The sequence below is a fragment of the Janthinobacterium sp. 61 genome (genome assembly GCF_002846335.1).
Classification (GTDB): Bacteria; Pseudomonadota; Gammaproteobacteria; order Burkholderiales; family Burkholderiaceae_D; genus Janthinobacterium.
Genome location: NZ_PJMQ01000001.1, coordinates 4249339 through 4263129, shown reverse-complemented (window position 1 = coordinate 4263129; position 13791 = coordinate 4249339). Strand labels below are relative to the sequence as shown.

At 61.3% G+C, this 13791-nt stretch carries 11 protein-coding genes; 7 read left to right on the top strand and 4 right to left on the bottom strand.

The features are described from left to right. The first annotated feature begins 186 nt into the window (after nucleotides 1–186). On the top strand, nucleotides 187–1272 hold the full coding sequence (gene hemE, locus CLU92_RS19310) for a uroporphyrinogen decarboxylase (protein ID WP_101483214.1): 1086 nt from the start codon (nucleotides 187–189) through the stop codon (nucleotides 1270–1272). A gap of 570 nt (nucleotides 1273–1842) precedes the next feature. Here the strand turns inward: hemE and CLU92_RS27850 are convergent. Further along, nucleotides 1843–1980 (bottom strand): hypothetical protein, encoded by a 138-nt coding sequence (locus tag CLU92_RS27850; RefSeq protein ID WP_166674671.1) that lies wholly within the window; start codon nucleotides 1978–1980, stop codon nucleotides 1843–1845. 133 nt (nucleotides 1981–2113) lie between these two features. Here CLU92_RS27850 and CLU92_RS19305 point away from each other — a divergent pair, with 133 nt between their 5' ends. After that, complete coding sequence (locus tag CLU92_RS19305) at nucleotides 2114–4183, top strand: primosomal protein N' (RefSeq protein ID WP_101483213.1); 2070 nt, start codon at nucleotides 2114–2116, stop codon at nucleotides 4181–4183. Nucleotide 4184: 1 nt separating this feature from the next. Here CLU92_RS19305 and CLU92_RS19300 read toward each other — a convergent pair whose 3' ends face one another. Then, nucleotides 4185–5075, bottom strand: a complete 891-nt coding sequence (locus CLU92_RS19300; RefSeq protein ID WP_101483212.1) for an ArgP/LysG family DNA-binding transcriptional regulator — start codon at nucleotides 5073–5075, stop codon at nucleotides 4185–4187. 129 nt (nucleotides 5076–5204) lie between these two features. On the opposite strand from CLU92_RS19300, the gene CLU92_RS19295 reads away from it, so the two are divergent. Next, nucleotides 5205–6653 (top strand): dihydrolipoyl dehydrogenase, encoded by a 1449-nt coding sequence (locus tag CLU92_RS19295; RefSeq protein WP_101484783.1) that lies wholly within the window; start codon nucleotides 5205–5207, stop codon nucleotides 6651–6653. Between the two features lie 163 nt (nucleotides 6654–6816). Then, nucleotides 6817–7938 carry an HD-GYP domain-containing protein gene (locus CLU92_RS19290; RefSeq protein WP_257561128.1) on the top strand — a complete coding sequence of 374 codons (1122 nt, stop codon included), beginning with the start codon at nucleotides 6817–6819 and terminating at the stop codon, nucleotides 7936–7938. On the opposite strand, the gene CLU92_RS19285 is transcribed toward CLU92_RS19290, so the two are convergent. After that, on the bottom strand, nucleotides 7935–8420 hold the full coding sequence (locus tag CLU92_RS19285) for an SRPBCC family protein (protein WP_101483211.1): 486 nt from the start codon (nucleotides 8418–8420) through the stop codon (nucleotides 7935–7937). The genes CLU92_RS19290 and CLU92_RS19285 overlap by 4 nt on opposite strands. Before the next feature lie 209 nt (nucleotides 8421–8629). Here CLU92_RS19285 and CLU92_RS19280 point away from each other — a divergent pair, with 209 nt between their 5' ends. After that, the gene (locus CLU92_RS19280) at nucleotides 8630–10690 is read left to right on the top strand and encodes a UvrD-helicase domain-containing protein (protein WP_101483210.1); all 2061 of its coding nucleotides are present in this window, start codon (nucleotides 8630–8632) and stop codon (nucleotides 10688–10690) included. 7 nt (nucleotides 10691–10697) lie between these two features. On the opposite strand, the gene CLU92_RS19275 is transcribed toward CLU92_RS19280, so the two are convergent. Beyond that, nucleotides 10698–10979, bottom strand: coding sequence for an addiction module antidote protein (locus tag CLU92_RS19275; protein WP_257562611.1), 282 nt, complete (start codon nucleotides 10977–10979; stop codon nucleotides 10698–10700). 113 nt (nucleotides 10980–11092) lie between these two features. Between CLU92_RS19275 and CLU92_RS19270 the strand changes: the two genes are divergently transcribed. Both CLU92_RS19270 and CLU92_RS19265 read left to right on the top strand, forming a co-directional pair. Then, on the top strand, nucleotides 11093–11311 hold the full coding sequence (locus tag CLU92_RS19270; protein WP_034753936.1) for a SlyX family protein: 219 nt from the start codon (nucleotides 11093–11095) through the stop codon (nucleotides 11309–11311). A gap of 154 nt (nucleotides 11312–11465) precedes the next feature. Further along, nucleotides 11466–13628 (top strand): M3 family metallopeptidase, encoded by a 2163-nt coding sequence (locus CLU92_RS19265; protein ID WP_257561127.1) that lies wholly within the window; start codon nucleotides 11466–11468, stop codon nucleotides 13626–13628. Nucleotides 13629–13791: the final 163 nt, after the last annotated feature.

Genomic DNA, 13791 nt, shown 5'->3' with positions numbered 1-13791 from the left:
TAGTGTAGGGATCAAGGGCCGCCAGGCAGGGTCAGGGCGCGCGGCGGCGTGCATCATCATAATGGAAGGGCTGGCACAACGAAAGTCATCGCTGTGCGTGGCAAATGCTGCAAAGCGGCACTGGAATCAATGAAATGGCGGCGATTGGATGCGATAATACCGCTTCTCCAAGCTCGATTGCCTGCCATGCCACAATTTGCTCCGCTCCAGAATGATACTTTCCTGCGCGCCCTGCTGCGCCAGCCGACCGAGCACACCCCTGTCTGGCTGATGCGCCAGGCGGGCCGCTACCTGCCCGAATATCGCGCCACGCGCGAGCGGGCCGGCTCCTTCCTGGGCCTGGCAAAGAATCCCGATTACGCGACGGAAGTGACCTTGCAGCCCCTGGCGCGCTTCCCGCTCGACGCTGCCATCCTGTTTTCCGACATCCTGACAGTGCCCGACGCCATGGGCCTGGGCCTGTATTTCGCCGATGGCGAAGGCCCGAAGTTCGAACGCCCGCTGCGCACGGAGCAGGATGTGAAGGCGTTGCGCGTGCCGGACCTGGAGTCGCTCGACTACGTCTTCAAGGCCGTCACGCAAATCCGCACGGAATTGAATGGCCGCGTGCCGCTGATCGGTTTTTCCGGCAGCCCTTGGACCCTGGCGTGCTACATGGTGGAAGGCGGGGGCTCGAAAGAGTTCCATACCATCAAGAAGATGCTGTACAACCGCCCTGACCTGATGCACCACATCCTGGCGATCAATGCCACCTCCGTGGCGCAGTACCTGAATGCGCAAATCGATGCCGGCGCGCAAGCCGTGATGATTTTCGACTCGTGGGGCGGTGCGCTGGCCGATGGCGCCTACCAGGAATTTTCGCTGGCCTACATGCAGCAAGTGGTGGCGCAATTGAAACGCGACAAGGATGGCGTCAAGATTCCCGCCATCGTGTTTACCAAGGGCGGCGGCCAGTGGATCGAGCAGATCGCCGACATCGGCGCCGATGCCGTGGGCCTGGACTGGACCGTCAACCTGACGCGCGCGCGCCAGCTGGTGGGGCATAAAGTGGGTTTGCAGGGCAATCTCGACCCGGCCATCCTGTTTGCCAGCCCGGATCAGATCCGCGCCGAAGTGGCGAAAGTGCTTAACGCCTTTGGCGCGCCGTCGGCAGGCACGGGCCACGTGTTCAACCTGGGCCATGGCATTTCCCAGTTCACGCCGCCGGAATCGGTGTCAGCCATGGTGGAAGCCGTGCACAGCATGAGCCGCGCCATGCGCAGCGGTCAGTAAGTTCCCGTTTCCCCTGGCGCAGGGGCAGAAAAGGCAGGCTTTCCAGCGGAAGCCTGCCTTTTTCTTTGTTGCGCCATATCAGGAAATACCGACTTATGCACAATTTTTTTTGCTGCGGAAATAAGAGGCAGTCGAAAAGCCATGCCCGGAGAGGCTCTGTAAGTGCTTGATTATTAACAAATAAAAATTTCATTGACTGGTGGACTTTGTTGCAATTGATAAGGTTATTGTTCCGTTTGTCAGCCTTATTCCTTCATTGTCCACAAAGTTATCAACAGATTCTGTGGATAAAATTGAAAAGTAATTTGTTAACCGATACTTAGCGCAGATGTTCAGGTTTTACCTGAAGTGTATGCTGCAGCGCATGATAATTAAACAATGTTTCGCCGCCGGGCAGGCAAAATCGAACGCTTGCCCGGCAATTGTCAACTTTGCCTCATGCGGCCCGCGTTTTTCCGGCTTGGATGCAACAAAACAGTGCTTATTTCTGTACAAAAAAGTCAGAAATGGTTCAGTTATGCACAGCGGCGGAAATGCCCTACGGATTTATCGCCTCCCGGGCATCAATTTTTAAGTCATTGATTTTAAATAGCTAATTTTTCTTGCTTGCCCCTCTTGACGGCGATCAAAATTTTCTATCCACATTTTTATGAAAGTTAATTTTGCTTTGTCCACAAAGTTATCCACAGAATTTTCTTCTGGCAGCATGACACGCTGTCGTGTCCGCCGTTAGGCGTTTGACGAACGAAACAAGTATCATGGCCCGCTGGCTTGATGCCTGACATCCCGCCGCACCATTGACCTTGCTGCGCGCTTTTTTATTAAGATAGGCCAACTCCCCATGTCGCAGTGCATTTTGACGTCTTGCATCCTGAAAATCGCGCTCGACACGCCCCTGAACGCCCTGTTCGACTACCGCTGGAACGCGGCGGTAGATCCAGGTGCGGACGCCGGCGCGGACGTTGCCGTAGCGTTGCCGCAAGTGGGGCAGCTGGCGCTGGTGCCGTTCGGCCGGCGCGAAGTGATGGGGCTGATCGTCGGCGTGTCCGACAGTAGCGACGTGCCCGCCGCGAAATTGAAGGACGTGCTGGCCGTGCGCAGCCAGCTGGCACCGCTGTCGGAGCAGTGGCTGGCGCTGGCCGCCTTTGCCGCCGATTACTACCAGCGTCCGCTGGGGGAAGTGGCCTTGCCGGGCTTGCCGAAGAACTTGCGCGTGCTGACCACCGTGGCGCTGGACCGCGCCATCAAGAAGCTGGCCAAGCTGGCCGACGTGCACGACGGCACGCCGCTGAACATGCCGGCGCTCAATGCCGCCCAGCAAGAGGCGGCGGACGCCATCGGCGGCGCCCAAGGCTTCAAGCCCACCTTGCTGTACGGCGTGACGGGCAGCGGCAAGACGGAAGTGTATCTGCAAGCCTGCGCCCAGGTGCTGGCGCGCGACGAGGCGGCGCAAATCCTCATCCTGGTGCCGGAAATTAATCTGACGCCCCAGCTGGAAGGCAATATCCGCGCGCGCTTTCCCGGCGTCATGCTGGCGACCCTGCACAGCAGCCTGTCCGAAGGCGAACGTATGCTGCACTGGCTGGCCGCTCACCAGGGCCAGGCCCGCATCATCCTCGGCACGCGATTGGCCATCCTGGCCTCCTTGCCGCATCTCAAGTTGATCGTCATCGACGAAGAGCACGATCCGTCCTACAAGCAGCAGGAAGGCTTGCGCTACTCCGCGCGCGACCTGGCTGTGTGGCGCGCCTGGCAATTGCAGATTCCCATCGTGCTGGGTTCGGCCACGCCCTCGCTGGAAAGCTGGCACCACGCGCAGACGGGGCGCTATCGCAAGCTCGAATTGCGCGAACGGGCCGTCAAGAATGCGGTGTTGCCGCGTGTCAAGATACTCGATATGGAACGCGACCGGCCGAAAGATGGGCTGACTTCGCATCTGGTAGCCGCCTTGAAGCTGCGCATGGAGCGGGGCGAGCAGTCGTTGCTGTTCCTGAACCGGCGCGGCTACTCCCCGGTGATCTGCTGCGAATCGTGCGGCTGGATCAGCAATTGCACGCGCTGCACCTCGTTCATGGTGCTGCACAAGCCCGAACACCGCTTGCGCTGCCACCATTGCAGCCTGGAATTGCGCATTCCCCGCCATTGCCCCACTTGCGGCAACGTCGATTTGCAACCGTTGGGGCGGGGCACGCAGCGGGTGGAAGAGGGTTTGCAGCAATTGTTTCCGGAGGCGCGCATCTTGCGTATCGATGCCGATTCCACGCGCAAGAAGGGCAGTGCGCAGGAAGCGTTCGACACCGTGCACCGGGGCGAAGTGGATATTCTGATCGGTACGCAGATGGTGGCCAAGGGCCACGATTTCAAAAAGCTGACTTTAGTGGGCATTTTGAACCCGGACACGGCCCTGTTTTCGCAAGATTACCGGGCCAGCGAGCGGCTGTTCGCGCAATTGATGCAGGTGGCGGGCCGGGCCGGGCGCGCTGCGCAGACGGAGGGCGGCAGCGTCAGCGAGGTGCTGATCCAGACGCGCTATGCACGCCATCCGTTGTACGACGCCGTGGTCAACCACGATTACGACCATTTCGCCACGACCTTGCTGGAAGAGCGGGCGCAGGCAGCGCTGCCGCCCTATCTGTTCCAGGCCCTGCTGCGCGCCGAGGCGCCGGAACTGGCCACGGCCATCGAATTTCTGCAGGCGGCCAAGGAGTGCATGGAACACCCGCAAGTGACCATCAATGACCCGATTCCCATGAGCATGACGCGCGTCTACAACGTGGACCGTGCCCAGTTGCTGCTCGAAGCGAGCTCGCGGCCCGCGCTTCAGGCGTTCTTGAAAGAATGGTTAAGTGCGTTGCGCGCCATGAAGACGCGCGTGAAATGGTCGCTGGAAGTGGACCCGCTGGATATTTAAATTACTGCAGGTAGTCGCGCGCCGACTTGACGATCTGCTCCGACAGCAGCTTGGTAAATGGTGTGTCCAGGGTCCAGGCATGCCAGCTCAGCGGTACGTCCAGGGTGCTGCCCGGCATCAGATCGACGAGTCTGTCCGTCGCCAGCGCTGGCGCGGCCAGGCGCTGCGGCATCAGGCCGTAGGCCAGGCCATCCTGGATGCAGCTACGGCGCGCTGCTTCCACGGGCAAGGTGTGGTGCGGAAACGCTTCACGCAGGCCCAATTGTTCAGCGAGGAAACGCGCCAGCAAGCCGTGCTGGCCCACCACGGCGGGCGCCAATTGCACCGCCTCGTCACTGAAACCATCGCCGAACCAGTGGCCCGCAAACACGGGCGTGGCTACGCAGACATAGCGCAAGGTACCCAGCGGCGTGACGCTGGTGGCCGCCGCCGCGTCCAGCGCTGTGCCGGACTCGGCTGCCACGCAGCCAAACACGGAGCCGTCGCGCACCATTTGCAAGGCGCTATCGCTGTCGGCCAGGCGCACATCGAGCTGGCAGCGCGGCGGCGCCAGCAGGGCAGGCAAGGTGTCCGGGAACCAGGTGGCCAGGCTGTCGGTATCGATGGCGACGGCGATTTCCGGCATGCTGACGCTGTTGCCCAGGTCGATGTCGAGCGACGCTTCCATCAGCTTGACGTTGCGGTGATGCACGATCAGGCGCTGGCCCAGGCCCGTCGGCACGGCTGGCTGGCCACGGATGATCAGCAATCGCCCGCTGGCGTCTTCCAGCGCCTTGATACGCTGCGAGACGGCAGACTGGGTGATGCCCAAGGCCAGGGCAGCCTTGTCGAAACTGCCATGACTGGCCACGGCGTCCAGCACGGCCAGTGCGCGATAATCGAGTGATCCCATTAGCTCAGCTTATAAATTTTGAAAATGATTAGTTATACTAATGCATATATTGCTGCAAAGTAAAACCTTATTTTCGCCAAACGGGTAGTATGGAACGCCATGAGCAATCTGACAGGGATGACTGGCACGATGAAAACGATACAAGTGGATGTGGCCGTGATCGGCAGCGGTACGGCTGGCATGACGGCGCACAGGGCGGCGCGCATGCAGGGCAAGCGCGTGCTGATGATCGAAAGCGGGCCGTACGGCACGACTTGCGCGCGCGTGGGGTGCATGCCCAGCAAACTCTTGATCGCGGCGGCCGAGGCGGCCCATGCGGTCGCTAGCGCGCCCGGCTTCGGTGTGCATCCGGGCCCAGTGCGCATCGACGGCCAGCAAGTGATGAGCAGAGTGCGCAGCGAGCGCGACCGCTTTGTGGGCTTCGTGCTCGACGGCGTCAACGCCATCCCCGAGGAAGAAAAACTGCGCGGCCATGCGCGTTTCATCGCGCCCGGCAAATTGCAGGTGGATGAACACACGATGGTCGAGGCCACCAGCGTCGTCATCGCCACCGGTTCCACACCCATCGTGCCGCCTGAGTGGCAGGCGGCGGGCGAGCGTGTTATCACCAGCGACGCCGTGTTCGAATGGACGGACTTGCCAAGCTCCGTGGCCGTGGTCGGCAGCGGCGTGATCGGCCTGGAGCTGGGCCAGGCGCTGGCCCGCCTGGGCGTGCGCGTGACCCTGTTTGCACGCGGCAATAAAGTCGCGCAGTTGACGGACCCGCTGGTGCTGCAAGAGGCCGGCGCCGTGCTGGCGCGCGAACTGGACATCCGCTTCCAGACCAGCGTGGCGCATGTGGCGAAAAACCCGGATGGCAGCGGCATCCTGCTGACCAGCCGCGATGGCGCGGGCGAGGAAAAAACCGAGCAGTTCGAGTATCTGCTGGCCGCCATCGGCCGCCGTCCGAATGTGGATCAAATCGGCCTGGAAACGGCGCAAATCGAGCTCGACCGCTATGGCATTCCCCTGCATGACCCGCATACCATGCAGTGCGGCAAGAGCGCCATCTTCATCGCCGGGGATGCCGACAATGCCTTGCCGCTGTTGCCCGAAGCAGCCGACGAGGGCCGTATCGCGGGTGACAACGCGGCGCGCTTTCCTGACGTCATACCGGGCTTGCGCCGCACGCCCCTGACCATCGCCTTCACGGAGCCGCAGATCGCCACCCTGGGCGCCTCTTACCAGCAACTGTGCTTGAGCCATGCGGGCCGCTTCGCCGTGGGCGCAGTGTCGTTTGGCAACCAGGGCCGCAGTCGCGTCATGCTGCAAAACCAGGGCTTGCTGCGCGTGTATGCGGAGTTTGGCAGCAAGCGCTTTCTCGGTGCCGAGCTGATAGGTCCGCGGGCGGAACACTTGAGCCACTTGCTGGCCTGGGCATGCCAGGCGCAGCTGACGGTGCCGGCCATGCTCGACATGCCGTTTTACCACCCCGTCATCGAGGAAGGCGTGCGTACGGCCTTGCGCGAGCTGGCGCTGCACCTGGAAAAAGACCCGGAACACGCGCCCGGCTGCGCCGATTGCTCGCCTGGCGTCTGATGCAATTTTATTCTTTACATAATTTTGTAGACAAGCTCACATGATTGCGCGATGATCGCTGCCACATTGGAATATTGATTAAAAGCAAAAAACATTTCAATTGGTTCATGCCCACGAGCACCCGATGGTAAAAAGGGGAGCGGCTAGCGATGACGGAGACGATGTGAAAATTCGGCGCATTTACGCGGGAGAACTCGCCCTGGGCGTAGCTCTGCCTTGGGACGTGCATAGCGAGACGGGCGGCTTGCTGGCCAGGCTGGGCCATGTCATCAGCAGCGAGAACCAGATCGAATTGCTGCTGGCGCGCGGCGTCATCGCCGATACCAGTGCCGACCTGCCGCGCACGGCGACGGAAGCGCCATCGGCCCTGCGCATGCTGAACCTCGCCACGGCAGGACTGGCGCTGGTCTTGCCGGCCCTTGCCGCCGGGCAGGCGGGCAGCCATGCATCGCTGGCGTCGCTGGCGCAGCTGGTGGAAGAGGCCGTTGTACTGGACGCCGACGTGGCGCTGGCCTGCATTCTGCACAACCAGGGCGCGGGCGACTTTGCCGTGCGCCACAGCGTCGACACGGCCGTCATCACGGCCCTCCTGGCGCGTGCCCTGAAACTCGATGCGGGCGTGATCCGCAGCGTGGTGCTGGCCGCCCTGAGCATGAATGTGGGCATGCTGGAACGCCATGCGGATTTCCAGCACAAGGCGGGCCCGCTGGACGCACAGGAGCGCGCCTACTTGCGTGCCCATCCGCAAGCGGGTGTCGACTTGCTGCGCTCGGACGGCGTCACGGACGCCGTCTGGCTGCAAGCCGTGTTGCAGCACCATGAAAATATCGATGGCAGCGGTTATCCGCTGGGCACGCAAGGCGAGGCGATCGGCATCGGCGCCCGCCTGATCATGCTGGCTGACCGCTATTGCGCGCGCGTATCGAAGCGCAGCTACCGCCAGCCCATGCTGCCGAACGTGGCCCTGCGCGAAATGCTGATGGCCGACAAGGCCACCCTGGATGCGCCGCTGGCTTCCCTGCTGGTGCGCGAACTGGGTATCTACCCCGTCGGCACCTTCGTCAAACTGTTGAATGGAGAAATCGGCATTGTCACGCGCAAGGGCTTGAATGCCACCACGCCCCATGTGCAGTCGCTGATCGGCCCCCGCGGCGCGCGCCTCGATGTGCCGCTGCGGCGCGATACGCGCGTGGACTTGCACGCCATCCGCGAAGTGCTCAGCGCGGAGCAGGCGGGGCTGCAGTTTCGCCCTGACCAGTTGTGGGGCCGCAGCGCGCGAGCTTAATTCAGCAAGCCCGCATCCAGCCGTCCCTCAAGCGCCAGCTCGCGCATGATGCGCACGGTGTCGATGTCGGACTCCTTGTAGGCAGAGCGGCGGAAGTCGTCGTACAGGGCGTTGGCCGCATCGGTGGCCGCGTCGTGGCCGTCGTCGTACTGGAAGCGCACCCACAGGCTGGCCTCGTCGGGCATCTCGATGGTCATCACCAGCGAGGAGGCGCTGATATCCTTTTGCGCCGGCACTTCGTAACGCACTTGCAGTTGCGGCACCAGCACGACCCTGTCGTTGATGACCAGTTCGCCATAGCGCAGGCTGCGCGCGAAACCGGCATCGCTGCGCTCGCTGATCTGGCACTCGTCCAGGTGGGGTACGAACAGCTTGGGCGACTCGGCGCGCAAGACCAGGCCGCGCCAGACCTGTTCCAGGCTCAGGGTGTCGATCAGCGGGTTGAGCGGATCGTTGATTTCAATCAAATGTTCAAATTTCATGGGACTGCCATTCGGTAAGTGGGCGCGCACGGGCGATATAGGCGGAATGGTACTCCAGCGCTGGCATCGCCGCACGCATTGCATGTCCCAAGATGGCGGCAATTGGCGAGATATCAATGCCATTGCCTGTTTTTCACGCAGACCTTGCCGTGCAAATGGCGGGTGCGACGCTGTTACAATGGGCTGCTGTTCCCTGCGGAAATACCCTGATGTCCAAAGCACCACAGTTCGGTCTGAATGCGCCCCAAAGCGAAGCGGTCACCTACCTCGACGGCCCTTGCCTGGTGCTGGCGGGCGCCGGTTCGGGCAAGACACGCGTGATCACGCAAAAGATCGCCCATTTGATCGAAGACCGGGGCTATGACCCGCGCACCATCGCCGCGCTGACCTTTACCAACAAGGCGGCGCTGGAAATGCAGGAACGCATCGCCAAGCTGCTCAAGCAACCACGCCAGGCCAAGCAACTGACGGTGTCGACCTTCCACTCGCTGGGCGTGAAAATCCTGCGCCAGGAAGCCAATGGCGTGGGCTTGAAAGACCGCTTTTCCATCATGGATAGCGACGACTGTTTTTCCCTCGTGCAAGACCTCGCCATTACCACTGATAAACAGGTGATCCGCGGCATCCAGAACGCCATGTCGCTGTGGAAAAACGGCTTGATCGACCCCGACATGGCGCTGGCGCAAGCCAAGGATGAGGACGAAGCGAACGCGGCGCGCATCTACCGCAGCTATGTGGCAACGCTTTCCGCCTACCAGGCCGTCGATTTCGACGATCTGATCCGCTTACCCGTGGAACTGTTCCGCAACAACGGACCCGTACGCGACAAGTGGCAGCGCCGTTTGCGCTATCTGCTCGTCGACGAATACCAGGATACGAACACCTGCCAGTACGAACTGGTGAAATTGATGGTGACGGGCATCGGCAAGAAGCCGATGTTTACGGCCGTGGGCGACGACGACCAGGCCATTTATGCCTGGCGCGGCGCCACCGTGGAAAATCTGAAGACCTTGGAAACGGACTTCCCCGACTTGCGCGTGATCAAACTGGAGCAGAATTACCGCTCCACCATGCGCGTGCTCAATGCGGCCAACGCCGTGATTGGCAACAATCCTAAACTGTTTGAAAAGTCGCTGTGGTCGGAACATGGCCTGGGCGAACCGATCAAGGTGCTGGGCATGCAGACGGACGAGCAGGAGGCGGAGCAAGTGGCCATCATGATCTCGGCCGACCATTTCGAGCGCAAGAACAAATTTTCCGATTACGCCATTTTGTACCGTGGCAACCACCAGGCGCGCATCATCGAGCAATGCTTGCGCAAGGAACGCATTCCCTACACGATTTCGGGCGGCCAGAGTTTCTTCGACAAGGCCGAAATCAAGGACATCATCAGCTATCTGCGCCTGCTGGCCAACGAAGACGACGACCCGGCGTTTATTCGCGCCGTGACGACGCCGCGCCGCGGCGTGGGGCAGTCGACCCTGGAGGTGCTGGGCGCGTTCTCTGGCCAGTGGCAGTGTTCGCTGTTCCAGGCCGTCTTTAAAGGCGGCATCGAGGCCAAGCTGACGGACCGCCAGCTGGGGCCATTGCGCGATTTCTGCAACTTCATCAACGACCTCGAATCGCGCGCCAGCCGTCCCGGCGCGGCCGGCAGCGGCGACAACGCGGCCGAAGTGCTGGACGACATGATGAAGGAAATCCACTACGAGTCATATCTGTACGATGCTTTCGAGGAACGGCAAGCGCAAAGCAAGTGGCAGAACGTGCTTGAATTCGTCAACTGGCTCAAGGAACGGGGCAGGGGCGGCAAGGACCGCGACGGCGAAGAAAAGAACGTGCTGGAACTGACGCAGATGGTGGCCCTGATGACCATGCTGGAGGGCAAGGACGAGGAGCAGGATGCCGTGCGCATGTCCACCCTGCACGCCTCGAAAGGGCTGGAATTCCCGCACGTGTTTCTGGTGGGCGTGGAAGAGGGTATTTTGCCGCACAAGGGCGACCCCGACGCGCCGGCCGAAACCATCGCCGCGCGCATCCAGGAAGAGCGCCGGCTGATGTATGTGGGTATCACGCGGGCCCAGCGCACCTTGCACGTCACCTGGTGCAAGAAGCGCAAGCGGGCCGGCGAGCAAGTCCATTGCGACCCGTCGCGTTTCATCAAAGAAATGCAACTTGACGTGGGCGACGCTGTGCCGACGGAGTCGGAAATCATTTCGCCGAAAGAACGTCTGGCGCGCATGAAGGCCTTGCTGGCCACGCCGAAAGTGTAAGCGGCGTTCAGGCTTCCACGGCGCCGTCCGGCGTGGTTTTTGGCACGATGGCCAGCTGCATGCCCAGCGCATCGAGCATCTTTAAAATGGTTTTGAAGCGCGGTTTGCTACCTTCGCGCAAGGCTTTATATGCGCCTTCGCGCGTGATGTCGGCCCGGGCCGCCACCTTGCCCATGCCATAGGCACGCACCACGTCGTTCATGGCCGACTGGAACAGTTCGGCGTTGCCGGTGGCGACAATTTCGCTCATGTAGGCGGCCACGGCGGCCTTGCTGTTGAGCCCATGCAGGAAGAATACACAGAAATCGGGACCCGCCTGGCGGCGAATGGATGGAGTTTGTCCTGGCTTACGCCGCTGCGGCGGTAGAATGCCGCTTTCAGTCAGGAATCACCGAGAACACCATGGACAATGCAGAACAGATGGAAGTACGTTTCGTCGATATCGAAATCAAGCTGGCGCAGCAGGAAGACCTGGTCGAGTCGCTGAACCAGATGGTGTACCAGCAGGGCAAGCGCATCGACCAGCTGGAAGCGATGCTGCACAAGCTGGGCGAACACGTGCGCGACGGGGCGCAGCAGGCGAATGGCGGACTGGTCAACGAACGCCCGCCGCATTACTAAATCGGCATCGTGGTGCGGAGGGCAGGAAAACCTTTCATATATGGGCGCATCGCTACCATCGGTAGTTGCTGGTGACGCAAGTGTTTCAGGCTGTTATTATTTCAGGTTGGCCCGCGACACAATCGCGGCTCTCTTGCGTTTCTTGAAAGAAGACATGACCCGTCCAACAATGCTCGTCATCGCCGCCAGCCTGATGCTGGCGCCAGCCGCCGCTTTTGCCGCCACCGCCAACACCGCGCCAACCACTGCCGTTACCGCGGCGGCTGCACTGCCCGCTTCGAACCCGTTTGCGCAGGCCAGCAGCCTGCCATTCCACTATCCACCGTTCGACAAGGTGCAGGACGCCGACTACGCGCCCGCCTTTACGGCAGGCATGGCCGCCAACCTGGCGGAAATCAAGGCGATTGCGAATAACAAGAAGCCGGCCACGTTCGACAACACCATCGTGGCCATGGAGCGCTCGGGCCAGTTGCTGGGCCGCGTGCGCACCGTGTTTTCCGTGATGTCCGGCTCCAACACGAATGAGACGATCCAGGGCCTGGAACGCGAACTGGCGCCGAAGATGGCGGCCCACAGCGACGCGATTATGCTCAACGACAAATTGTTCCAACGCATCGACACCCTGTACGCCAAGCGCGACAAGCTGGGCCTCGATGCCGAATCGAAACGCCTGCTGGAGCGCTATCACACGGACTTCGTGCGCGCGGGCGCCAAGCTGTCGGCGGCAGACAAGGAAAAGCTGCGCGCCTACAACGGCCAGCTGGCCGCCCTGTCGACCAAGTTCGCGCAGAACGTGCTGAAGGAATTGAACGCTTCGGCTGTTGTGGTCGACACACGTGAAGAACTGGACGGCCTGTCGCCGGCCGCCATCGAAGTGGCTGCCGGCCTGGCCAAGAAGCGCGGCCTGGATGGAAAATATGTGATCGCCCTCGTCAACACGACGGGCCAGGCGCCGCTGTCGTTGCTGACCAACCGCGCCGTGCGCGAACGCATCATGGCCGCTTCGCAGGCGCGCGGCAGCCGTGGCGGCGAGTTCGACAATACCCAGGAAGTGCTGGAACTGGCAAAACTGCGCGCCGAACGTGCCGCGCTGATGGGCTACCCGAACTACGCTGCCTACTCGCTGGAAGACCAGACGGCGCACGACACCACCGCCGTGAACGCCCTGCTGGGCGAGCTGGCCAAGCCTGCCGTCGTCAATGCGCGCCGTGAAGCGGACGATATCCAAAAGGTCATCGATGCGGGAAAAGGCGGCTTCAAGGTGGGCGCCGCCGACTGGGCCTTCTATAGCGACAAGGTGCGCGCCGAACGCTACAACTTCGACGAGACGCAATTAAAACCGTACTTTGAAATGCACAGCGTATTGACCAAGGGCGTGTTCTTTGCCGCTGGAAAATTGTATGGACTCACCTTCAAACAGCGCACCGATTTGCCCGTCTACACGGCCGACATGCTGGTGTATGACGTCTTCAACGAAGACGGCACGCAGCTGGCCATCTTTACGCTCGATCCTTACGCGCGCAGCAACAAGCGCGGCGGCGCCTGGGCGAATGCCTATGTGGGCCAGTCAAGCTTGCTGAACCGCAAGCCGGTGATTGCGAATAATCTCAACATTCCGAAGCCGGAAGCGGGCCAGCCGACCCTGATGACGTTTGATGAAGTCAACACCATGTTCCACGAATTCGGCCATGCGCTGCACGGCATGTTCTCGAACGTGAAATATCCGCGCTTCGCCGGCACCAGCGTGCCGCGCGACTTTGTCGAATACCCGTCGCAAGTCAATGAAATGTGGGCGCTGTGGCCGGAAGTGCTGCAAAACTACGCCAAGCACTATCAAACGGGCGCGGCCATTCCGGCGGAACTGCTGGCGAAAGTGACGGCGGCAGACAATTTCAACCAGGGCTATAAAACCACGGAATACCTGGCGTCGGCCCTGCTGGACCAGCGCTGGCACCAGCTTACCCCGGCACAGATCCCCACCGACGTGCTGGCGTTTGAGAAAGCCGCCTTGGCGGACGCGGGCGTCGATTTTGCCCCGGCGCCGCCGCGCTACCGCACCACGTATTTCTCGCACGCGTTCGCGGGCGGCTATTCGGCCGGCTACTACGCGTATTTGTGGTCGGAAAAGCTCGATGCCGATACGGTGGAGTGGTTCAAGGAAAACGGCGGCCTGACGCGCAAGAACGGCGACTGGTTCCGCAATAAACTGCTGTCGCGCGGCGGCAGTGCCGATGCGCTCGACATCTACCGCAACTTCCGCGGCCGTGATGCGAAGATCGAGCCGCTGCTGGAACGCCGTGGCTTGAACGGCAAGTAAACCGCGTCATTCCCGGCCTCAAAGCCGGGTCAATGAAAAAGGCTGCCAAGCGATCGGCAGCCTTTTTTATTTGGCGATGTTGATTGAAAACCGTGGTAAACCGCGCATTTTGCGGGATGCACCACAGGATCGCCCCTGTTGGATGACGCCTGTGTGACAGGCT

Coding starts and splice junctions, on each gene's coding strand:
- CLU92_RS19300 (WP_101483212.1), bottom strand. CDS start 5,075: ATGGGATCACTCGATTATCGCGCACTGGCCGTGCTGGACGCCGTGGCC.
- CLU92_RS19305 (WP_101483213.1), top strand. CDS start 2,114: ATGTCGCAGTGCATTTTGACGTCTTGCATCCTGAAAATCGCGCTCGAC.
- hemE (WP_101483214.1), top strand. CDS start 187: ATGCCACAATTTGCTCCGCTCCAGAATGATACTTTCCTGCGCGCCCTG.
- CLU92_RS27850 (WP_166674671.1), bottom strand. CDS start 1,980: ATGCTGCCAGAAGAAAATTCTGTGGATAACTTTGTGGACAAAGCAAAA.
- CLU92_RS19280 (WP_101483210.1), top strand. CDS start 8,630: ATGTCCAAAGCACCACAGTTCGGTCTGAATGCGCCCCAAAGCGAAGCG.
- CLU92_RS19270 (WP_034753936.1), top strand. CDS start 11,093: ATGGACAATGCAGAACAGATGGAAGTACGTTTCGTCGATATCGAAATC.
- CLU92_RS19295 (WP_101484783.1), top strand. CDS start 5,205: ATGAAAACGATACAAGTGGATGTGGCCGTGATCGGCAGCGGTACGGCT.
- CLU92_RS19285 (WP_101483211.1), bottom strand. CDS start 8,420: ATGAAATTTGAACATTTGATTGAAATCAACGATCCGCTCAACCCGCTG.
- CLU92_RS19265 (WP_257561127.1), top strand. CDS start 11,466: ATGACCCGTCCAACAATGCTCGTCATCGCCGCCAGCCTGATGCTGGCG.